Genomic DNA, 21,071 nt, shown 5'->3' on the forward strand with positions numbered 1-21,071 from the left:
GCTTCTCACGCCTTCAGCCGGCGATTTCTGTTTACTCCACCACATGCTTCACCTGCACTTGAGCGCGTGTACGCTCAAAGGATTTTTTGTCGGAATAAAAAACCGCGATCAACTGACCCCGGTATTGGTTTTCATACGAATGACATTCGCGGCGCTGGCTGAGCCATCGTTCCAGAATGACAATTCCGCATATTTTTCGAACAGATCCGGCGGCAGGATCGTGCGCCGTGGCTCCAGCGCCACCTTGGGCTTGACCTTGTGCAGGCCGGCGACCCCGAGGGCCTGGTCGAATGCCGGCGCGTCATACACCAGGTGCTCGAAATCGTGTTCGAAAAAGGGCTCGCCGATAAAGTCGTAGACCAGCCGCAACACCCGCTCCGGGGCCTGGGACAGCAGGTCGTAATCGACCAGCAACACGGAATCGGCGTGTTCGCCGTAATAGGCTTCCTTGAGCGCCGTCCAGGCGAACCCCACCAGGCGATTGCGCTGGGCCAGGGTTTCGCAACGGCTGTAGACGGTGTTGCGCTCGATCTCGTCGTTGAACAGCTTGGTGTTCTCGAAGGGGTTGGCGCGGTACAGCCGCTCGAGGCTGTCCATGACCCAGGCGACATTGCGCACGCAGGCGATGACCTTGGACTGGGGAAACAGGTCCATCAGCGCGGGCAGGCGCGCCGACCACTGGCGATTGGTATCGAAAACCACCGATTGTCCGGTCTTGTCGGCGTAATAGGACTCGAACAGTCCGCGCAACAGGCGGCGGCGCATATCGGTATCGATCACCGAGCCGAACTCGCTGCCGGCGCTGCACTGGTCCAGCACGCTGTTGAACAGGGTGCCGACCGGACTGCTCATGCCGGCATGAAAACGGGGGTTTTGTAAAAGAATGGCAGACAGCAGGGTCGACCCTGAGCGCGGTAAACCGGAGATAAAGTGAAAACTGCGCAATCCCTTCACCCTAGCGGAAGTCCATTTGTAGGACAAAGCGTAGCGTAAGGAATTGTTCCGGACTAGTAGTATTTTGACATCAATTGTAGGGGCTTTACGTCGAAAAGACCCATGATCATTGGCGTTCATGGATCTTTAGCGCGACTTTATCGCTGTATTTCAAGCCCTTAGCGGTTAGTTCCCGCTACATGAAGCGCCGCAGACCTCATACAACACCGCTTGGGTGTCGCCACCGGCATGCTGGTCAATTTTTCGCCAGTTATCCGGAATGGACGGGAATTCATCCGGTGCAACCCGGCTCATCACCAGCCAGACCCGGCCGTTACCTGCCGGCAGGTCCTCCAGATGATCAAGGTAGACGCCGCTGTTTTCATCGATCAGGGTGCCGAAACCGTAATTGTTGGGCCGGGTCGACACGCCCTTGGCCGAGGGCGGCGTATACAACCGCGGCGCGGTGGCGCTCTTGTCGTAGTAGCCCCAGGTGAGCAACCAGAACATGTCGCCCAGCACTACCTGGTCGCCGGCCACCGTGTGCTGGTTCATGTACTCGACCATGTTGTTGAACTGGTCGCCGGTGTCAACGGTGTAGTTGTTCTTCAGGCCCACGCCCTCCACCGCCAGGACCGCCACCAGCAGCAGCACGGCCAGGACCTTGAAGCGCTGTGCCAGACGGTCGATGCTCAGCGCCAGGACAATCGGCAGGCCGAGCGCTGGCACGGTCAGGTAGCGTTCGATGAACACCGGCGAGAGGAACGAAATGGCGAACACCAGCACCAGCGGCAGTGCGCTGTAGATCACTACCATCGTGTCGAAATGATAACGACTGCGGTCAGTCCAGACGAGGAACGTCATCACGGCCGCCATCACCCCCGGCAGGGTCACGAACAGCCACAGCGGCATGCCTTCGCCGTCATCCTGCGCCATCAGTTGCCAGATCATCGACGGCAGCGAGCGCAAGGTGACCGGGGGTTCCCAGCCGACATCACCACCGACCTTCAGCTCTTCCATATGCCGCACCAGGTCGATCAACCCCGGCAACCAGGGCAGGAACAGCAGCACGATCGCCACGTTGGCCAGCCACCACTCGCGGCGGGCGATATAGCGGTGCGCGCTGCCCGGTTGCGGACGGATCACCAGCAGGTAGAGCCAGTGCGACAGCACGCACAACGCCGAGAAATAGTGGGTATAGAACGCGGCCGCCATCAGCAGCGCATAGATCAGCAGATAACGCTTGCGCGCGGGCTCGCGGACCCAATACACCAGCGCAATGGTCGCCCCCAGCAGCCACACGCCCATCAGCGAATACATGCGTATTTCCTGGCTGTAGCGCACGGCCGTGGGCAACAGCGTCAGCAGCAGGCAAGTCAGCATCGTCGCCCGCCGGCTGGCGATCAGGTGCGCCAGCCAGGTGCCGAGCAGCACCGTGAGCACTCCCGGCACCGCGCTCATCATCCGAATCGACAGGATCGAGTCGCCGAACAGGCCCATCCAGACATGCAGCAGCATGAAATACAGCGGCGGATGGACATCGTGGGACGCATGGAACCAGATGCCGGCCAGCGGGAACTGGGCCAGCAGCAGGCTGGAGCCTTCATCGCCCCAGATTGCCGCGGCCGTCAGCTCATAAAGACGCAACGCGACGGCCAGTAGCATGAGCGCTATCAGCCAGGGTTCGCGAAGCAGCTGGACCAGCGATTGCGGATGCGTGACAGGCTGACAGTAAAGTCGCTTTGCTGCTTCATCATTACTCGGAACGCCCATCACCATCCTCTAAAAATCGACAACTGCACCCGCCTGGGGGGTATGACGCGGTGATTGTAGGCTAGAACGACATCGCCTTGCCTGACTGTTCCAATCACGACCTTGACCACGCAAAAAACCGGTCCCCCGCAAAGACAGCGTCTACGCTTTCAGACGGTGCACAGCAGACCCGGACCGGCGGCCTATACAACCCGATCAACGGGCAAGGCACTTCACTTAACACAGCTGAAGGATAAGGATCTATGGAAGTATTTCTCGGCAATATCCAGATGTTCGGCTTCAACTACGCCCCTTACGGCTGGGCACTGTGCAATGGGCAGTTGGTACCTCTCTCGCAATATCAGGCGTTGTTCGCGGTGATGGGCACGACCTATGGCGGCAACGGCCAGAGCAGCTTCGGCCTGCCCAACCTGCAGAGCCGGATTCCCATCTGCCAGGGTACCGGACCGGGCCTGACGACCCGGGTCATGGGCGAATTCAACGGCACCGAAAGTGTTTCGGTCCTGGGCAGCAACCTGCCGCCGCAGGTGATCCCGACCGCCAGCCTGACCGTCACCACCACCGTCAACCTGGCGAGCGTCCCCAGCAATCCGGTCAATGCGCCCACCACCACCCACGCCTATATCGGTGCATCCGCCCCGGCTGGACCGCCCTCGGCCGCGATCTACTCCGATGCACAAGGCGCGTCGCCGATTGCACTGAAAGGCACGACCAGCACCATTGCTGGCACCCTGAGCACGCCCGGCGGCAGCCTGCCACTGGCGACGATGAATCCATTCCTGGCGGTGAACTTCAGCATTGCCCTGCAAGGACTATTCCCGTCTCGTAACTGACGAGAGGATGGGATCACCGCGAAACCTGTAGGAGCCAGCTTGCTGGCGCTGGCGTCCGAATGGACACCGCAAGGTTCAAGGGCCTCATCGCTGCGATGCGGCGTCCCGACAAGCCCGCGCCTACAGATTTCGCGTTGCACCTTGACCGATCAGGGCCAGACGCCCCATTTACCCTGCATGACGGAGCATATCGATGCTGCAACAGGTTTCAAGTGAACACTTCCAGTTGCTGATGAAACAGCACTGCCTGCTGCACCTGCCCGACGGCAGCCAGCTGCCGATCCAGATCGAAGCGGTCGAGCTGCGCCCGCAATCGCGCCTGCCGGAGAGCCCCCGAATCCCCTTCAACGTGACGTTGCGCAGCCTGGAACCGACGGATTTCATCGACGGCCCGTGCGCCCTGGAGTTACCGCAGCTGGGCCGCGTGGACGCCATGTTCGTCTCGCGCGAGCCGCCCCAGGGCCGCGACCCGGCCCTGGGCTATTTCAATATCGTCTTCAACTGAAGCCCGGGTACCAGACCAACCGCTCAGCCGCTGGCGAACTCTCCTCGACCCGAAACCCCAGCGCCAGGTAATGCTGGCGCGCCTGGGGATTACTCGCCCAGACCACCGTCGCCACCGGACAGCGCACCTGTTCGGCGGCCTTCTGCACCCCTTGCAGCACACTGCGACCAAAGCCCTTGCCCCGCGCCGCCGGGATAAACGCCAGGTACAGCACGCGGATTTCATTAGGGCCGAAGTCGGCGCTCAGCACGCCGATGGGGGTGTCGAGCTTTTCCACCACATAATGAATCGCATCGGGGAAGTTATCGCCGATCCCCTGCTCCTGCACCTGGAATTGCTGGGCAACCACCTGCTCGACCACTTCGGGGTCGGCGTCGATCCACTGCAACTCGGGCCGGGCCGACTGATAGAGGCTCTGCAGAAAAGGCCCATCGGTAGGCCGTGACGGCCGCATGGACAAGCCGGCGGCAGACGAACTGTTCAACATCGGTTGTACTCCCTGAACCGTTGTAACGACTAGAAACCACTCTCCCGCACGCCCAGGGCGGCCATGCGCCGCCAGGCCGTGCCCAGTAATGACTCACTGCGTCCCTGCAACACCGCCACGCCGCGCAACGGATGGCTCGGCGTCGGCACCTCCTCGAGCACGCGCAGGCGGGCGCCGTATTGCGCCTGCACCGGTTCCGGCCGGCGGTTTTCGTCGCGACGCACGGCAATCGGCCCGTGGTGATCGGAGGTCAGGGCCTCCTGGTCGATGGCCGCCACGCCATTGGCGTCGACGTCCAGCAATTCCACCGGCCAGGCCGGGCGCATTGGGTCGTCGGCGACAAAACGGCCTTTCGCCCCCGGCGCGACCCGCCACAAGTCCTCTTCGGCCAGGTAACCGCGCAGGCGAGTACCGTCCTCGACGACCCGCGCCAGCGGCTCCTTGGTCGAAACCCAGCGCCCGACGCTCAATTGCGGCATCAGGTCGCGCACCTGGCCGGCCTGCGGCGCCTTTAACAACAAGCGCTCACGACGGGCCTGCAAACCCCGGTATTCGGCCACGGCCTCCGCCAGTCGCTGTTCAAGAATGCCGACATCCGCCGCGGTTTCGCTGCGCCCGGCCTGACGGCGCATCTGCAATTGCAGGATATCGATTTCCCGCCGCACGATGATCAACCGCGAGTCGACGTCCGGCGACTCCAGCGCCACCAGCACCGCGCCCGCCTCGACCATCTGCCCATCGCGCACATTGACCTGCTTGACCCGCGCGGCGACCGGCGCATGCAACGCCGTGACCCGCCCGGCCTCGAGCATCACCGGTATTTCCACGCTGCTGCGCCAGGGCACCGCCACCAGCAACAGCAGCGCCAACAGGCCCAGGCCGCTGAGCAGCACCCGTGGGGTGTGCGCCTGTTCGCGCCGCGACCACCATTCGCGGGTTTCCTTGAAAATCGGCAGGAAGATGAACCAGCCCAGCTCGACCATCATCAGGAAAATGCCCAGCAGCTTGAAGAACAGGTGATAGACCGCCAGGGCGATCCCGAAAAACAGCGCCGCGCGCCACAACCAGGAAAGGAACCCCCACCACAGCAGCCGTCGGCGCATGGCCGGCGGCCAGGGTTCGGGGGCCGACTCGTCGTAGCCGAACAAGGCCTCACGCAAGCGCCAGCGACACAGGGCAAAGGCCCGGCCCTGGAGGTTGTCGATTTCCCAGAAATCGCTGAGCAGAAAATAACCGTCGAAACGCATGAACGGGTTGAGGTTGACCGCCAGAGTGGTCAGCCAGGTGGCGCTGGCGAGCATGAACGCCGCCGTGCGCGCCGCCCCGTCCGGCAACAGCGACCAGGCCAGCAGGGCGATACAGGCCAGCAGCATCTCGGCCATGACCCCGCCGGCACCGATCAACAAGCGCGCCTTGCGGTCGTTGATCCGCCAGGCATCGCTGACATCGGTGTAGAACAGCGGCAGCATGACCATGAAGGCCACGCCCATGCTCTGCACCCGACAGCCGGCGCGCTTGGCCATGAAGGCATGGCCGAACTCATGGCAGAGCTTGGCGAAGAACAGCGCGATGCCGAAGGCCATCGCCCCGCCGAGGCTGAACAGGTGCGGAAAGGTCGAGAGAAAGCGCTCCCAGTCCCGCGACACCAGAAACACCCCAAGCCCCAGGGTGGCCGGCAAACCATAGCGCAGCAGGCGCGGGCCAAAGCGTTGCAGCCACGGCCAGGCGCGATTGAGGAACGCATCCGGGCGCCACAGGGGAATGCGGAAAAACAGGTATTGATGCAGGGCCATCTGCCACAGGCTCTGGCGCGACGCGGCGGCTTTCCAGGCGTAGCTGGCGCGCTGTTGCGGGTCCAGCGAAGCAATCAGGTCATGGGCGCGCAAAAAGCCCAGCAACTGCTCCAGCTCCGGGTCGCCCAGCGGCAGGCCCGGTTCACGGTTCGCCGCTTGCAGCACGTGCTCCGGATCACCCAGCGACCAATGCCGCAGCAGGCGGATGGCCTGGGCGCCAAGCTTGAAATAACGCCCGCGCACCGGATCGGCCAGGGTCCAACGCGGTGAACCGTCCAATGCCGGCGAGGCCGCGGTGAGTTGCAGGTCCGCGCGCAGGCTGGGCAGGTTCATTACAAGCCGACACTCTGGCGCAGCCCGGCCAATGGCCGGCGCAGCAGGTACAAGGCCAGCGGCGCGCGCTGGCCGAAGAGTTTCGCCGTACCGCGCAAGCCGATACGCGGTACCGGGGTATCGATAAAGCCGGCATCCAGGCGATAGGCCAACTGCCCGGCCGGGGTCGATTGCGCCTCGTAGGCCACCCGCTCCAGCTTGGCCGAATAACGCTGCAAGGGGTCGCTGTCGAGGAACAAGGCGACTTCGGCGTCGGACGCCAGGGCGATGGCATCGCCGACCGCCAGCTCGATACGCAGTTCGGCCTGGCTCGGGTCGGCGATCTCCATCAACCGTTCACCGGTCTGCACCGGCTTGCCGGTCCAGCGCTCGGCGTCGGCGAACACCGCGATACCGTCACGTTCGGCGCGCACTTCGCTGCGTTTGAGTAACTCGGCAGCGTAATCGCGTTCGGCACGTTTCTGTTCGACCCGCGCCGCCAGCAAATCGATCTTCGAGCTCGACTCGGCATCGGCAAAGGCCCGCTGGGCATTGGCCTTCAATTCGGCTTCGGCCACACCGAGGGCGCGCTGAGCCACATCGGCCTGGGCCTTGAGGGTGGTGCTTTCAAAGCGCACCAGCAGGTCGCCGGTTTTCACCGTCTGGTTCGGCTTGACCAGGAACTCGGCAATCACCCCGTCCAGCGGGGCCGCCACCACCCGGCCGGCCAGCGGCACGACTTCCGCCGGCGCCAGCACCGACTGGCGCACCGGAATCAGCAGGCTCAGCAGGGCCAGGACCACCAGCAACGCCTGGCGCTTGCGGGTGAAGCGCAAACGCCACGGCCGCCGTGGCTGCAAGGCGAGCCAGGCATGGCTGTAGGTGTCGCCCAATTGCGCCAGCAGCACCTGTTCGGAAGGACTCCAGGGATTGTCGCGGGCCAGCCACAGGCCGCCAAAGACTTCACCCTTGTGATCGAGCAGCGGTAACCAGAACACCTGGGGCGCCGACAGGCTCTGCCAGTCCTCGCGCACCGAGGCGGTAAACGCCTCCATCGGCACCACGGTCGCGGGCTTGGCCCGTTCCAGCTTGAAAACCTGCGCCACGGCGTGTTCGACAAAGGCGACAAACGGCGCATTTGGTTCCACCGAGCTGACCCCGGTCACCGCCCGCACCTTACCGGCGATCAGCAGAGCGGCATGGCGAAAGCCAAACAGCGCCTGGCCGTCGTTGACCAGGCTATAAGCCAGCTGTTCGGGGGTGCGGGCGGCGCGGGTCAGGCGCTCAAGGTCGAGGAACTGGGCGAATACCCGCTCCACGGCACCCGCTACCGGTGCGTTCACTTCAGCGCCTCGAAACGCGCGGTGCCACTCATGCCCGCCAGCAGGCCGTCGGCCTTGGGCAGGCTGGCCACCAGCAACAGGGTCTGGCTGCCTTCATCGATCCGCGCGCCCAGGCGCTTGATGGTGGCGGTCAGAGGCTGGCCGGTTTCATCCGGGACGAAGCTGAAGGTCTGCCCGGCCTTGAGCTTGCCCATCCAGCGCGACGGCACCAGCAAGTGGATTTCCAGGGTGCGGTTGTCGACGATCTCCAGCATCGGCGACCCGGCCGAGACGCTTTCATAGCGCTGGACCTTGCGCTGCACGACCTGGCCATCATAGGGCGCGATCACGCTGCAACGCTTGACCTGCACTTGGTAGACCTGGGACTGGGCCTGGGTTTCGGCGAGCTTGGCCTCGGCGCGGGCCACTTCGAAGCGACCGACGGAGTTCAACGAAGCCAACTGTTTATTGTGCGCCAGTTCTTCACTGGCACCACGGCTGGCGGCCTGGGCGGCATTGAGTTGGGCCTGATAGGCCGAGCAGTCGAATCGCGCCAGGGTGTCGCCCTGCTTGAAGGTCTCGCCTTCACTGAACGGCAACTCGACAATGCGCCCCGACAGCTCGCTGGCGAGCATTGCCTGGTCACGGGCGCGCAACACACCACGGGCCTCGCTGGTGGCGACGGCATGCGGCGCGGCGGCATTATTGTCCAACAACGGATCAACCTCGACCGGCGCCTGCGCCTGCGCCAGGCACGCCATGCAGGACAACCCAAACACACCCACCCGCAAACACCACATATAAAGAGACTCCTTGTCGGATAATCGCGAGTCTACGGCAGCCGTATCAAGCGTCAAGCCAATTGCCACTATGTTTATCGAAGAGCCGGGCGACCGCCGATGTGCGGCAGATCACAGGCTGCAACACCGCGCTGGCTACAAGCATAGGTGTTACGGCCCGGCTTCGGTATTATTCGCGCCATTCCCGGCATCGCTGCCGCTCGTTTACCGAATTAGGGACAATTCATGCGTATTGGTCTTCTGACATCTCTGGCCCTGGCGATGAGCGCCAGCTTCTGCTCACTGGCCCAGGCCAGCTCCGACGACACCTGCTACCCGCACTGGTCGCTGCTCAAGTACAGCCTCGACGGTTGCAGCAACCTGACCTTCCTCAGCCCGGGCAACGACAGCCGGGTCAACCTGCGCCTGCTGCTGTCCGACCAGGGCTCCTTGCCCCTGGCGCCCAACCCGCTGAGCGAGGAAGACCTGAACGCCGGTTTCGGCCCGGTGCCATTCGCCAATAGCCGTCTGGACACGGCCCCTGCGCCGACCGTCAGCAGCGCAGCGGGCACGCCCGTCGCGTCTCCCCTCGACGAGGCCTTGGCGAAGCTCGGTATCACCCGCGACCACGGCGAAAACGTCGTCAGCCTGCTGTCTGGCGAGGGCGGACGCTGCCGCAGCAACGATGCCGAGAGCGCCACCACCTTTATCAACCAACTGCTGGCCAGCCCCGAGCTGCCCGACCCCGAGCGCCAGGCCCTGGCCCGCGCTCGCCTGCAGATGCTCGACACCTGCGCCTGGGAGCCGACCCAGCAAGCGAGCCTGGTGCCCGCCGTGCAATCGGCCCAGGGCCAGGCATTTGCCAGCTACTTGAACGGTGCCATCAGCTTCTACAGCGGGCGCTTCGCCGAAGCCTCCCAGGCCTTCGCCAGCCTGAGCGAGAACCCGCAACCCTGGTTGAAGGAAACCGCGCAGTACATGCAGGCGCGCACCGCCCTCAACCTGGCGCAACAGAACACCTTCGACAGCGACGGGATGCCAACCAAGGAAGAGGCCGACAAAGCCCAGTTGAAACTGGCCGAGGAAGGTTTCCAGCGCTACCTCGGCACCTGGCCCCAGGGCCTCTACGCGACCTCCGCCCGAGGCCTGTTGCGGCGAGTCTACTGGTTGGCCGGGAATTCCGAGAAGCAGGCGGCCGAATACCTCTGGCAACTGGGCCAGGCCAAGGCCGACGAACGCAACGTAACGCCTGACGAACTGGTGCAGGAGATCGACAACAAGATGCTGTTCGGCAGCGGCAAGGTCGAGCAGCCCTTGTTCCAGGCCCTCGACGACCTGATGGGCATGCGCCCCGGTTACGGCGAGAACGCCACGCCCAAGCTGACCCTGGAAATCTTGCAGGCGCAGAAGCCGATCTTCGCCGCGCAACCGGCGCTGTACGACTACCTGCAGGCCGCGTTCCAGCTGTATGTCGCGAAAAACCCGGAACTGGCGCTCAAGAGCCTGCCGACCGAGATCCCGGCGAAACTCGACTACCTCGCCTTCAGCCAGCAGATGCTCCGTGGTCTGGCCCTGGAAGCGAAACAGGACGGGAACGGCGCCGAAGCCCTGTGGCTGAAACTGCTGCCGCAAGTCCGCCAGCCGCTGCAACGCGAGCAGGTCGAGCTGGCCCTGGCCAACCACTACGAACGCAACCAGCAGGTGGCCAAGGTCTTTGCCAGCGACTCGCCGATCAAGACCCCACAAGTGCGCGCCATCCTGCTGCGGCATATCGCCGACGCCGGCCTGCTGCGTCAGGTCGCCCAGGGCGAAGCGTCCACCGAGCGGGATACGGCCTTGTTCGTATTGCTCTACAAGGACCTGCGTCTGGGCCATTACGCCGATTTCGCCGCCGACCTCAAGCAGTTGCCCGCCGAGCCGGCCGACACCAAGTTGGGCACCGCCCTGGGTTACACCTACAGCGGCGGCCAGCCGCTCAAACTGTTCCGCTGGAGCGGCGCCAAGGCCGAATCCGGTTATGCCTGTCCGACCATTGGCGAGACGGCGACGACTTTGCAAGCCGACGCCAAGCAGCCGCAGGCGCTGAACTGCCTGGGCGAATTCATCCTGCGCAACAGCCTGGACGGCATGCCGCTGGACAGCCAGCGCAGCGCGGATGAGCTGGGTGGAACCGCATCCTTGTTCAAGGGCACCACCTTCTCGCGTCTCGACGGTTACCAGAGCGTGATCGCCGACGCCAAGGCAACGTCCACCGACAAGGCCTACGCCCTGTTCCGAGCGATCAACTGCTACGCGCCCGCGGGCTACAACAGTTGCGGTGGCAAGGACGTGACGCCGGCGCAACGCAAGGCCTGGTTCAAGCAGCTTAAAACCAGCTATGCCAGCACCCAGTGGGGCAAGTCGCTGCAGTACTACTGGTAAGTGGCCGTGGATCGCTGGCGCTGGCTGTTGCTGGCCGGGCTGCTGGCGTTGGCCGATGCCCGGGCGGCGGTCGATGCGCGGGACTACGACAGTTTCTGGCTGTGGAGCGGCGTCGCTCCGCAGCCGGTGCTGAGCCAGGCCAAGAGCCTGTACATCCTGCAAGGTCAGGTCAGTGAGTCGCGGCGCTCGCCGCAGCGGACGGTCAACTTTATTGCCCAGGGCATTGCGATTCCGCGCCTGACCCGGGGCGAGGTCTGGGTGGTCTATCGCGCCCACACGCTGCATTGGCCAGAGTTGGTTTATCAACAGCTGCTCAGCCAGGTAAAACGCTGGCAACAGGCGGGCAACCCGGTGATCGGCATCCAGATCGACTTCGATGCCCGCACCCGCTATCTCGACGAATATGTCGCCTTTCTGCGCGACCTGCGCCAGCGGCTGCCGACGGAGTTGCACCTGAGTATTACCGGGCTGATGGACTGGAGCAGCAACGCCGACCCGGCGGCCATCGCCCAGCTCAAAGGCGTGGTGGATGAGGTGGTGGTGCAGACGTATCAGGGACGGCACAGCATTCCCGATTACGCCGCGTATCTGCCACGGATGAACCGGCTGGGCGTGCCGTTCAAGATCGGTTTGATCCAGGGCGGTGAGTGGCAGGCTCCGGGATATTTGAAGGGAAATGAGTGGTTTCGGGGGTATGTGGTGTTTCTCCAGAATCCCTAGCCCGCCAATGCATCCAATCTGCACAACCATGCGTCGAAATGCGGGCAAGCAGCACGCATAACGTCCAAACCGATATCGCAGGCGATCAAAGGGCCGTGAAACGTCTTCTGGTAATCGGGCATGGCCTTAAGCACCCGCTTTGACGGGGCTGTATTCGGGCTATCATTGATATCTTCCGGCGTTGTGTGCGCTGCGGTAACGGCGCTGAGCGTGGACACAACCGCTGGATCATCAACCCATTGGCCGAACTGCTCGGTCCCGGCGAACAGCAGCGCTTCAAACTCGTGCACCAGCAAATTCGGAATGAAGTTTGGTTCGCTGATATCCAATGCCAACTGCGTCTCCAGAAAGGTTGCTTTCTGTGCGCCAGTGCCTTGAGCCGGGAACCCTGCCGTGTTTTTACCTGGAAAATCGGTGGGCAGTGCATAGAGATCAAAAAGCGTCGAGACATACGCCCTGCCGTCCTGTCGACACAAGCGGATCAGTTGTGGCTTAACCTTGGCATAGCTCACTACACCCCCTTTGTATCCGGGGCTGGTACTGACAATGATCGACGTGATGTAGACACCCAGACGGGCGTAATGCGGCATTAGCAGTTCCCGCACGAAGGCCTCTTCCGTTTGGCCTTCAACCAGCAAAATCAGGCGATTCATCGGGACGGCCTCCCGCCCAGAAGGTTTTTCTTCCAGAGATCGCCCAGGCTGTACTCCTCAAGCCATTCGGCCAACAGGCTTTCATCGGGGCGCTTGAACACAGACCCGCCATCGACCTTGTCCACGACGATGAGGTCGTGCGCATCGAATTCATTCACCAACTCGACCGATTGTGTCGAGATGATCAATTGGTGCTTCTGCGCCGTGGACTTCATCAGCGCACCCAGTGTGGTGATCGCAAAAGGATGCAGACCCAGCTCAGGCTCGTCGATCAGGATCGCGGAAGGCATGAAGCTTTCGGGTTGAAGCAGCACGGTTGCCAGGCAGATAAAACGCAGCGTGCCATCGGATAACGCACTGGCGTTGAAGGGCACATCCTGCCCTTTCTCCGTCCATTCGAGTTGGATCTTTTCTTTGTTATCCACGGTAGGGCGCAGATGAAAATCACCAAAGAAGGGAGCCACCAGTTGGATCGATTTGACGATGCGCTTGTAGTGAGCCTCGTGATGATTTTTCAGACGATAGAGAAAGGCCGCCAGATTGCGCGCATCGTCACGCAGGTACTCGTTGTCGTTGATCCCATGGATCTGTTTGACCCAGGCGCTTTGGCTCGTATCGTGAAAATGGTAGAGGCGCCAGCTACGCATGGCCGGTACCACATGCTCGTAAATCCGTGTCTTGCTCTTTTGCGCTTCTGCATAAGACTCAAAGTGTCCAGTCATCGGGCGCCAATCGCCCGACCCATTCCACCAAAGCGCCTCATAGGCAAACATCATTCGATTGTCTTGAGTCGGCTTCAGCATGAATTTATAGCCGTTATTACCAAAATACAGCTCTGCCTCCAGCGTCTCGCTTTTCTTGCGCCCAAAGTGCAGGAGGGCATCCGGACCACCCGCGGCTCCCACAGTGGCTTGCAACTGCTCATCAAGGATTCGGTTGATCAGACGGAAAAAACCGATGAAGTTGGATTTACCGGCACCGTTGGCCCCAATCAGGACGTTGATTTTGCCCAACTCGATATCGCATTCCGCGATCGACTTGTAACCGCGCAAGACCAACCGCGATAGCTGATCCGAGTCATACACTTTCTTGATCATTTGCATATCCCGAATGGCGGTACATGCCGAAATATAGGGCATACCGTGTCAAATACCGGACATTATCGCTAGAATAGGCGAGTGTTGCACCCGCGAATACTCGTCACGGCTGAAGTGAAAACCTCACACGGCCCGCCAATCATTTTCCCGGCGTCACGTCGCGCCAACACCGGAACACCTCACTTCGACGCCGCCGCCGAACGCGCTTTCGCGCACTACGGGCTGCCGTTGAGTGACGACCCGCTCTCAGACCTCACCCAACCTTCTCGCCCTCGCCCTCGCCCACACGTATCCCGGCGTCACTCAGCATGGAAGACAAGTTGGTCAATGCGCTTTCGATTCTGCAATCGGCGGCGGCCACGGCTTATGAATCCGCCGATCAATTCGACGGGGCGAAGCGCAAGTTGGCAATGGGGACGGTGCATCTGATCGAGTTGGCGCAGTCGTGGGTCGACTCGATGATTGATGAAACGTCGACGATGGGGACAACGGGCTGATCCAGGGCCGGCGGTGTTGCTGAAGACGCCTTCGCGGGCAAGCTCCGCTCCCACAGTCGTTCTAGGTCGCACGCAAACTCCAGGCTCGCCGCGAGATTTACTGTGGGAGCGGAGCTTGCCCGCGAAGGCGGCAGAACAGGCACCACAAAATCAACGGGTGTTCATCACCGCACTAAAGGCTGCGGCCGAGCGCGGTCGACAACAGGAACTCAGGCATTAAGCCGAAAACTCTCCAGCCAAGGCCCCAGTTCGGTCGCCCGCAACGGTTTGGAAATCAGAAACCCCTGCGCCACTTCATAGCCCTGGGCCTGGAGAATCTTTTGCTGGGCCAGGGTTTCCACCCCCTCGGCCACCACCCGCAACTCCAGGCTCTCGCCGATCCGGATCACAGCCTCACTCAAGGCCTGGCTGGTCTCGTCGGTTTCCAGGTCATGGACAAAACTGCGATCGAGCTTGAGTTCCTGGATCGGCAACCGCCGCAGGTAGCTCAAACTCGAATAGCCCGTGCCGAAGTCATCCATGGCCAGACGGACCCCGAGAGCATGAACCTCATCGATCGTGCACAAGGTATCCGGGTTGCTGTCCATCAACACATTCTCGGTGATCTCCACCGTCAGGTCCGCCGCCACCAGGCCGTTCTGCGACAAGGCCCGACTGATAAAGCGCGGCAGATCACGGTTGTGGAAATTGGTCGGCGAGAGATTCACCGAAATGCTCGGCACTTTCAGGTGCTGACGGCGCCAGCTCGCCAACTGCCGACAGGCCTCGCGCAACGTCCATTGGCCGAACTCGCCGATCAAGCCACACTCCTCGGCCATGGGAATGAACGTGTTGGGTGACACCTCGCCGAATTGCGGATGATTCCAACGCGCCAAGGCCTCGACACCACAGAGGTCCTGATGATTGAGACCGACTTGCGGCTGATAGACCAGGTGCAGTTTTTTCTGATCAATGGCCTCTCGCAGGGCTGTTTCCAGGCTCAGTCGGCCCTTGGCCATCTGATCCAACCCGTGACTGAAGAAACTGACGCTGCCCCGTGCACGGGTCTTGGCCTGGTACATGGCAATGTCGGCCCGTTGCAGCAAGACATCCATGCTCCGACCATCCTCGGGAAACATACTGACGCCAATGCTGGCGGACGGCTTGAGGGTCACCCCAGCGATCTGACACGGGGCGCTCAGGCAGCTTTTCAGACCGACGAGAAGATCGGTCACTTGCTCCAGCGAGCATTGCGGCAACACCAGCACAAACTCATCGCCGGACAGCCGACAGACAATATCCTGCTTGCGCCGCCGCTCCTGCAAACGCCGGGCGATCATGCACAGGAACTCATCGCCCGCCGCATGCCCAAGGGAGTCGTTGACCTGCTTGAAGCGGTCCAGGTCAATAAAGACCACGGCCAGGCTGCTCTTGCTGCGCACCGAATCGGCAATCGCCTGATCGGCCTTGGCGTGCAGCATATTGCGATTGGGCAGCCCGGTCAGGTCATCGTAAAACGCCAGCTGACGGATATGCGCGCGCGACTCTTCGCGCTCCAGGGCCAGTGCACAGAGGTGGATCGTGGCATTCACCAGCAGTTGATCCAGTGGACTCGGCTCGCGTGTCTCCCGGTAGTAAAACGCGAACGTCCCCAGCACCCGGCCAGAACTGGACTTGATCGGCGTCGACCAACAGGCCTTGAGCCCCAATGGGATCACCTTGTCGCGAAAGCCTTCCCAGAACGGGTGATGCGCAATGTCCGTCACAACCACCGGCTCACCGCTGAACGCCGCCGTACCGCAAGACCCCACTTGCGGCCCGATGCGCAAGCCATCCAGCGCATTGGAGTAATGCTCGGGCAAGCTGGGGGCGGCCAGGGGATGCAAGGTGCCCGCTTCGTCGACCCGCAGAATCGAGGCAATCACGTCGGGGGCAATCCGCTCGACTTCGCGACAAACCAAGGTCATCAGGGCCGCCAATGATTCCTCTCGAACCATGGCTTCGAGCACTTTGTGCCGCAGGATCTCCGGCATCCGCGTATGGGTCACGTCGATCAGGACACTGACGGTATGGGTCAGGTGGCCGAGGTGATCGAGCACCGGATAGGTGGTGACATTGCACCAGACACGACGACCATCATGCCGATAACCGAACGCCTGTGAGTGATAAGTCTCGCCGCGCATCAACTGAGCATGGAGAGTCGCAATGTCTTCCAATTCGAAATAGGGGGCGATGACACTGATAGGCGTTCGTCCCACCACGACGGCTTCGTCGTAGCCGAACATCAGGGTGAAGCCACCGTTGACGTAAAGAATCTGCCACTGGGCATCGGTGACGATGATCGCGTTTTCGGTGCTGTCGACCACCAGCGACAGCAGCGACAGGCGCTCGCGCTCTTCATGCTGGACCGTGATGTCCTTGATGAAGGCGGTGTACATCACCTGGTCGTCGGTCTTGACCTTGGAGATGGACATTGCGCCCCAACGTCGGGTGCCGTCCTTGCACTCGATCAGCACGTCGCGGCTGGTGCCGACGATCTTGTTGAGCCCCGTGCGACGATTGGCGTCGATGTAGCTGTCGTGATCCGCGCGAATCAGTTGGGGCACCAGGAGACTGACATTTTGCCCGATCACCTCTTCCTGCTCGTACCCCCAGAGTTTTTCCGCGGCGGCGTTGAACAGGATGACCCGGTTCTGGCTATCAATGACCACAACACTGTCGATGCTCTGCTCGAGGGTCTGGATGAAAACTTGGGAAAGATCCTGAATGTCAGGCATGGCGGTAGCCCACTCACGGGAAGGAAGACAAACACAGTGTCGGGCTCCTTCCCGGTGCTTCAGGACTTTGCTGATCGCCGCCCCACTTTTTGCAGAGATCGGAGGGGGTTGAAGGGGACACCCATCTCGGTGCCCAACAGTAGTAAGGTCATCATGTAAACACTGATATCAATATGCCGCTATCCGATCATCGGACTATTGACCTGCATCAAAGGCCCCCAAAGGACAGATGTAATATCTTCGTCGCGGCCTCGCGACGAAGGCGTTCTCAAAAGCATTCTCATTAGCTGTAACGTTGCATCCCCCAACGCTTCACCGTCACCCGCTCCAGGGTGTCGAACACCAGGTTCTCCACCAGCAGGCCGATCAGGATCACCACCGCCCGGCCAGCAGGAACTGCTTGAGCACATGGATCTGCAACACGCCGAAACGGCGACTGAAGGCGATCTGTTGCTCGGGGCTGATGCGCTGGTCGCGGAACACCACCACGTGGTGCTCCAGGTGCGCGCGATGAATGCGGGCAAAATCCTCGTCATTGAGCGCTTGGCGCAAATCGAGGCCAAGGATTTCAGCGCCCAGGCGTCGGAGCGGCGAAGGATGAGTACTTTTCCGCGCGACTCAAGGACCTCTCCGACAGGCTTGGATGCCTTGAAAACCCGGGTTCTGGAACCTTGTGCAAAACACTGGGGTCGCGGGAAGCAATACGCATCGCCAAGAGGGCGAGTCCCTACAGCCACTTGGGAATCGATTGATAGTTTCAGGGGGGACTGGTGAAAGAGAATGGCACCATGCAATCATCCGTCATAGCGCGCCTCAGGCGCAGAAAGTGGTCGGTTTGACAAGCACCCGGGCAGCTTCTAGTGTGCCATCGGATCACCCTTCAACCTTGTTCAAAACAGAGTAGTCGCGTGGCGGAAAAACCGAATCCCTTGAACAGCGTTCACGTCAATGGACCCATCCCCGCCCACCTTGCCCGGGCGGTGATAGAGGAGACCTTGCGTAGCGCGATCCTGGACGGGCGCCTTCCCTGTGGCCTGGCCTTGCGCCAACAGGAACTGGCGACGCTGTTCGGCGTCAGCCGCATGCCTGTGCGTGAAGCCCTGCGCCAGCTCGAAGCCCAGGAACTGCTGCATGTGGTGCACCACAAGGGCGCCGTGGTAGCGCCATTGATCGTCGATAACTCCATCGAAGCCTACGACTTGCGGATCCTGCTGGAAACCGAAGCGCTGCGCTTGTCGGTACCCTTGCTCGAGGACAATGACTTCAAACAGATCGAGGCCTATATCGATCTGCTGGAAACCGAAGACGACTATACCCAGGTCGGACGGCTCAACCGTCTGTTCCATATGGGGCTCTACAGCAAGGCGCCTAATCACAAACTGTTGAAACTGATCGAGCAGGGCCTGGTGGAAGAAGAACGCTTCCTGCGTTTCAACCTGTCGGCCATGGGGCTGGGCCAACTCTCCCAGGCTGACCATCGCGCCCTCCTCGCCTCCGCCCGGGCCGGCGAGATCGAGGTGTGCGTGGAGAACCTGCGGCACCACCTGCAACGTGGCATTGAAGTGATCCTGCGCTATCTGGCCCAGACCCGGTCTTGACCCCCTGAGCCGATACGCCCACGGGGGCCCAGGCCCCATGGCCTGCTGTTTTACCCATGTGCACGGCGGCCCGCGGGCCGACGAGACGGGTTGCCTGTGAACGGCAACGGCGGCGCCGACAAGCTGTCATCAGCTGTTTTGCATGATTCGTGAAAGAGAGCTTGGGCGCACGCCCCGCCACGCGGGATGACCCTATCTATTCACCGCTTCGGACAGGTTTCGCCTCTTCAGGCGATAGCAGAACTGCCCGTTTGGGCACAGGCTTGCTCATTGATAATGAATTGACGAGTGACGTACGGCTCTGCGCCTGCAACTTTCGGATTACATCACTCACCCAAGGAGCACTTCCACGCGCCGGAAGTACGGTTTAGCCGTGTCTCGGCCACGCCTATCAAATTATTAATCCATTCCGTTGAGAGCCATATGAATGAGGTATTCAATCATTCATTTAAATTCTGATCATTATTATTCGGAAGGGGCACTCTCACCCCTAAAAACACGGCATCGCCCGTGTTATAGGCAACACTCATCCGTTAAAAAACCCAACTTACAATTGTTCTAAAAATAACTTGATCCACGCTGATTATTTGTATTAATTTTTAATGGCTTTCGGGCAGTCCCTGTCGCAAAGGCCTTAGCCAGCCTAGACATACACGCCCCGCAAGACCAAACAAAATACGCTCAAAACGCTTGCACAATGACGTTTGGGTGCATGTTAAACAGGTGATGGTTCCTCTCGATACTTTCAATTTCTTATTGAGGACCCTGCTCGTCCGCCGGTTAACCAATGCGACATTACCCACCCCTCAGAACGATTAGAAGACCGCTTGTAACCTGTCACAACCCTTTCAACTTTGCAGCCACGTGGTGATTATTAATGAGCGCACTAAAAGCCCTTCTCGACAGCCGAAAAGAACAGTTGACCCAACACCCTGTATTCAGTGAGATTCATTCACTTTCACTACTTCGACGGTTCATGGAAGTCCATGTTTTTGCGGTCTGGGACTTCATGTCGTTGACCAAGCGCTTGCAACAGGAACTGACCTGTACCACCTTGCCCTGGCTCCCACCCAAGGATCCCCAGGCCGCGCGCCTGATCAATGAAATTGTCCTGGGCGAGGAGTCCGACCAACGCGAAGGCCCTGGTCATTGCAGCCACTTCGAGCTGTACCTGGAGGCGATGCACGAGGTGGGCGCCAGCACGGTCGTCATCGAGCGCTTCATTGAGCTGTTGCGTGAAGGCGTGACGGTCGACACCGCGCTGCGCACGGTGAACGCGCCGTCGATGGTGATCGGCTTTGTCCGCAATACCCTCGAGATCGCCCTCGGCGCTTCGGCTCACCAGGTGGCCGCGGCCTTTCTGCACGGCCGGGAAAGTGTTATCCCGCAGATGTTCCAGCGGATTCTCGATGAATGGGGCATTGATCACGCCCAAGCCCCGACGTTGCGCTACTACCTGCAACGGCATATCGATGTCGACTCCGAGGACCATGGGCCGGCGGCCGAACACCTGCTGGAGCGCCTGGTGGACGGTCAGTCGCAGCGCGAGGTGGAGATCTACGGCGCAGCCCTGGCGGCCGTGGACAGCCGCATGGCGCTATGGGACGGCTTGCAGTTGAGCCTGAGCGAGCATGCGGTCGAGGTGGCCATCTCATGAACGCCGCCGACTACACCTCCTTCGCCGATGCCTGGGAAAGCCGCGCCAGCATCCGCACCCGTCCACGCCGCCTGCTCGAGGACGACGACCGGCTGATCTATCCACTGAGCCGCCAGCCGCTGGTCAGTAGCGAGAGTTTCCTGACCCTGTGTCCCGAACAAAGGGATTTCGTGCTGCTGCAGAGTCTCTACAAATTCATCAATGACGTGGTGATTTTCGAGACCGATATCGTCGACCGCACCGCCCGCCGCATTGCCAAGGGACGCTTCCCGATCCACTTCCCGTTCGCCTGTCGCTACGACGCCATGACCGTGGTGGTGGACGAGGATTACCACGCCCTGGTGGCCATGGACTTCATGCAGCAGACCGTGGCCATGACCGCTATCGAACCCCTCGAACTGCCCGAGGAAATCGAGTTGAGCCGGGCGATACCGGCGGCCATGGGCATGGCCCCCGAGCATCTGCAGGCGGCCATGGAACTGATCTGCGTGGCGATCTCGGAAAACACGGTGACCAACGATGTCGCGGCCTTTGCCAAGGACGACACGATCAAGCCCTCGATCAAGGGCCTGATGGCCGACCACCTGCTCGACGAAGGCCGGCATGCCACGTTCTGGACGCGCCTGGTGCGTCTCTACTGGCAGACCGCGAGCGAAGACGACCGCGACCTGATCGCACAGATCCTGCCGGTGTTCATCGTCCATTACCTGACCAACGACATCCAGAAGGCCTTCGACTTCCGCGTGATCGAGCATCTGCCGGTGAGCGAGGCGATTCGCCGGGCCCTCAGGCGTGAGGCACTGGGGCTGGCGTATCCGATCAATCGCCACCATCCGCTGGTGATCAATATCGTGCGCTTCCTGCGCAACAGCTCGCTGCTCGATTCGCCCTGTGTCCAGGACGCCTTGAGCGACTACCTGATCTAGCCAAGGAGA

The 21,071-nt window shown here is 61.3% G+C and carries 17 protein-coding genes and 2 pseudogenes; 8 read left to right on the forward strand and 11 right to left on the reverse strand.

Annotation, left to right across the window (positions count from 1 at the left end):
* Positions 1 to 108 precede the first annotated feature (108 nt).
* Positions 109 to 954 (reverse strand): sulfotransferase family protein, encoded by an 846-nt coding sequence (locus AC07VG_RS26115; protein WP_495022144.1) that lies wholly within the window; start codon positions 952 to 954, stop codon positions 109 to 111.
* A 165-nt stretch (positions 955 to 1,119) separates the two neighbouring features.
* Entirely contained in the window at positions 1,120 to 2,706 is a 1,587-nt protein-coding gene (locus tag AC07VG_RS26120) for a glycosyltransferase family 39 protein (protein WP_495002994.1), read from the reverse strand.
* Positions 2,707 to 2,948: 242 nt separating this feature from the next.
* On the opposite strand from AC07VG_RS26120, the gene AC07VG_RS26125 reads away from it, so the two are divergent.
* The gene (locus AC07VG_RS26125; protein ID WP_495022145.1) at positions 2,949 to 3,539 is read left to right on the forward strand and encodes a phage tail protein; all 591 of its coding nucleotides are present in this window, start codon (positions 2,949 to 2,951) and stop codon (positions 3,537 to 3,539) included.
* Between the two features lie 193 nt (positions 3,540 to 3,732).
* Complete coding sequence (locus tag AC07VG_RS26130; protein WP_495022146.1) at positions 3,733 to 4,044, forward strand: DUF6916 family protein; 312 nt, start codon at positions 3,733 to 3,735, stop codon at positions 4,042 to 4,044.
* Here the strand turns inward: AC07VG_RS26130 and AC07VG_RS26135 are convergent.
* Genes AC07VG_RS26135 through AC07VG_RS26150 form a run of 4 tightly spaced genes read right to left on the reverse strand, consistent with a single transcriptional unit; the run spans position 4,037 to position 8,758 of the window.
* A complete protein-coding gene (locus AC07VG_RS26135) occupies positions 4,037 to 4,531 on the reverse strand; it encodes a GNAT family N-acetyltransferase (protein WP_495022147.1) in 495 nt (164 codons plus the stop codon). The genes AC07VG_RS26130 and AC07VG_RS26135 overlap by 8 nt on opposite strands.
* A 29-nt stretch (positions 4,532 to 4,560) precedes the next feature.
* Positions 4,561 to 6,657 (reverse strand): site-2 protease family protein, encoded by a 2,097-nt coding sequence (locus AC07VG_RS26140; RefSeq protein ID WP_495002990.1) that lies wholly within the window; start codon positions 6,655 to 6,657, stop codon positions 4,561 to 4,563.
* Positions 6,657 to 7,979 (reverse strand): efflux RND transporter periplasmic adaptor subunit, encoded by a 1,323-nt coding sequence (locus tag AC07VG_RS26145; RefSeq protein WP_495002989.1) that lies wholly within the window; start codon positions 7,977 to 7,979, stop codon positions 6,657 to 6,659. The genes AC07VG_RS26140 and AC07VG_RS26145 overlap by 1 nt, the downstream gene beginning before the upstream one ends.
* Entirely contained in the window at positions 7,976 to 8,758 is a 783-nt protein-coding gene (locus tag AC07VG_RS26150; protein ID WP_495022148.1) for an efflux RND transporter periplasmic adaptor subunit, read from the reverse strand. Before AC07VG_RS26150 ends, AC07VG_RS26145 begins: the two co-directional genes overlap by 4 nt.
* Before the next feature lie 225 nt (positions 8,759 to 8,983).
* Here AC07VG_RS26150 and AC07VG_RS26155 point away from each other — a divergent pair, with 225 nt between their 5' ends.
* Complete coding sequence (locus AC07VG_RS26155) at positions 8,984 to 11,158, forward strand: PA5441 family protein (RefSeq protein ID WP_495002987.1); 2,175 nt, start codon at positions 8,984 to 8,986, stop codon at positions 11,156 to 11,158.
* Positions 11,159 to 11,164: 6 nt separating this feature from the next.
* Positions 11,165 to 11,878, forward strand: coding sequence for a DUF3142 domain-containing protein (locus AC07VG_RS26160; RefSeq protein WP_495022149.1), 714 nt, complete (start codon positions 11,165 to 11,167; stop codon positions 11,876 to 11,878).
* Here the strand turns inward: AC07VG_RS26160 and AC07VG_RS26165 are convergent.
* Both AC07VG_RS26165 and AC07VG_RS26170 read right to left on the reverse strand, forming a co-directional pair.
* Positions 11,875 to 12,531, reverse strand: coding sequence for a DUF4276 family protein (locus AC07VG_RS26165; protein ID WP_495002985.1), 657 nt, complete (start codon positions 12,529 to 12,531; stop codon positions 11,875 to 11,877). The two genes, AC07VG_RS26160 and AC07VG_RS26165, sit on opposite strands and share 4 nt — an antisense overlap.
* Positions 12,528 to 13,628 (reverse strand): AAA family ATPase, encoded by a 1,101-nt coding sequence (locus AC07VG_RS26170; RefSeq protein ID WP_495022150.1) that lies wholly within the window; start codon positions 13,626 to 13,628, stop codon positions 12,528 to 12,530. Before AC07VG_RS26170 ends, AC07VG_RS26165 begins: the two co-directional genes overlap by 4 nt.
* A 308-nt stretch (positions 13,629 to 13,936) precedes the next feature.
* Between AC07VG_RS26170 and AC07VG_RS26175 the strand changes: the two genes are divergently transcribed.
* On the forward strand, positions 13,937 to 14,125 hold the full coding sequence (locus tag AC07VG_RS26175; RefSeq protein WP_495022151.1) for a DUF6124 family protein: 189 nt from the start codon (positions 13,937 to 13,939) through the stop codon (positions 14,123 to 14,125).
* Between the two features lie 209 nt (positions 14,126 to 14,334).
* Here the strand turns inward: AC07VG_RS26175 and AC07VG_RS26180 are convergent, their stop codons facing one another.
* The 3 genes and pseudogenes from AC07VG_RS26180 to AC07VG_RS26190 form a co-directional block, all read right to left on the reverse strand.
* Positions 14,335 to 16,881: an EAL domain-containing protein gene (locus tag AC07VG_RS26180; RefSeq protein WP_495002982.1), complete on the reverse strand. Its 2,547-nt coding sequence runs from the start codon at positions 16,879 to 16,881 to the stop codon at positions 14,335 to 14,337.
* A 283-nt stretch (positions 16,882 to 17,164) separates the two neighbouring features.
* Positions 17,165 to 17,272 (reverse strand): annotated as a pseudogene (locus tag AC07VG_RS26185) (ABC transporter permease); the annotation flags it as partial.
* Positions 17,263 to 17,460: pseudogene (locus tag AC07VG_RS26190) on the reverse strand (TauD/TfdA dioxygenase family protein); the annotation flags it as partial. The pseudogenes AC07VG_RS26190 and AC07VG_RS26185, both read right to left, overlap by 10 nt.
* Positions 17,461 to 17,789: 329 nt before the next feature.
* On the opposite strand from AC07VG_RS26190, the gene AC07VG_RS26195 reads away from it, so the two are divergent.
* From AC07VG_RS26195 to AC07VG_RS26205, 3 genes are all read left to right on the forward strand, one after another.
* A complete protein-coding gene (locus tag AC07VG_RS26195) occupies positions 17,790 to 18,479 on the forward strand; it encodes a GntR family transcriptional regulator (RefSeq protein WP_495002981.1) in 690 nt (229 codons plus the stop codon).
* Between the two features lie 877 nt (positions 18,480 to 19,356).
* The gene (locus AC07VG_RS26200; RefSeq protein WP_495022152.1) at positions 19,357 to 20,136 is read left to right on the forward strand and encodes a DUF3050 domain-containing protein; all 780 of its coding nucleotides are present in this window, start codon (positions 19,357 to 19,359) and stop codon (positions 20,134 to 20,136) included.
* Positions 20,133 to 21,062 carry a diiron oxygenase gene (locus tag AC07VG_RS26205; protein ID WP_495002979.1) on the forward strand — a complete coding sequence of 310 codons (930 nt, stop codon included), beginning with the start codon at positions 20,133 to 20,135 and terminating at the stop codon, positions 21,060 to 21,062. The genes AC07VG_RS26200 and AC07VG_RS26205 overlap by 4 nt, the downstream gene beginning before the upstream one ends.
* Positions 21,063 to 21,071 lie beyond the last annotated feature (9 nt).

The sequence above is a fragment of the Pseudomonas sp. GW821-FHT03C07 genome, from assembly GCF_059420925.1.

Excerpts from the sequence above, each read along its gene's own strand:
- AC07VG_RS26120 (WP_495002994.1), bottom strand. The coding sequence starts at position 2,706 with ATGGGCGTTCCGAGTAATGATGAAGCAGCAAAGCGACTTTACTGTCAG.
- AC07VG_RS26125 (WP_495022145.1), top strand. The coding sequence starts at position 2,949 with ATGGAAGTATTTCTCGGCAATATCCAGATGTTCGGCTTCAACTACGCC.
- AC07VG_RS26130 (WP_495022146.1), top strand. The coding sequence starts at position 3,733 with ATGCTGCAACAGGTTTCAAGTGAACACTTCCAGTTGCTGATGAAACAG.
- AC07VG_RS26135 (WP_495022147.1), bottom strand. The coding sequence starts at position 4,531 with ATGTTGAACAGTTCGTCTGCCGCCGGCTTGTCCATGCGGCCGTCACGG.
- AC07VG_RS26140 (WP_495002990.1), bottom strand. The coding sequence starts at position 6,657 with ATGAACCTGCCCAGCCTGCGCGCGGACCTGCAACTCACCGCGGCCTCG.
- AC07VG_RS26150 (WP_495022148.1), bottom strand. The coding sequence starts at position 8,758 with ATGTGGTGTTTGCGGGTGGGTGTGTTTGGGTTGTCCTGCATGGCGTGC.
- AC07VG_RS26155 (WP_495002987.1), top strand. The coding sequence starts at position 8,984 with ATGCGTATTGGTCTTCTGACATCTCTGGCCCTGGCGATGAGCGCCAGC.
- AC07VG_RS26165 (WP_495002985.1), bottom strand. The coding sequence starts at position 12,531 with ATGAATCGCCTGATTTTGCTGGTTGAAGGCCAAACGGAAGAGGCCTTC.
- AC07VG_RS26170 (WP_495022150.1), bottom strand. The coding sequence starts at position 13,628 with ATGATCAAGAAAGTGTATGACTCGGATCAGCTATCGCGGTTGGTCTTG.
- AC07VG_RS26175 (WP_495022151.1), top strand. The coding sequence starts at position 13,937 with ATGGAAGACAAGTTGGTCAATGCGCTTTCGATTCTGCAATCGGCGGCG.
- AC07VG_RS26180 (WP_495002982.1), bottom strand. The coding sequence starts at position 16,881 with ATGCCTGACATTCAGGATCTTTCCCAAGTTTTCATCCAGACCCTCGAG.
- AC07VG_RS26200 (WP_495022152.1), top strand. The coding sequence starts at position 19,357 with ATGAGCGCACTAAAAGCCCTTCTCGACAGCCGAAAAGAACAGTTGACC.
- AC07VG_RS26205 (WP_495002979.1), top strand. The coding sequence starts at position 20,133 with ATGAACGCCGCCGACTACACCTCCTTCGCCGATGCCTGGGAAAGCCGC.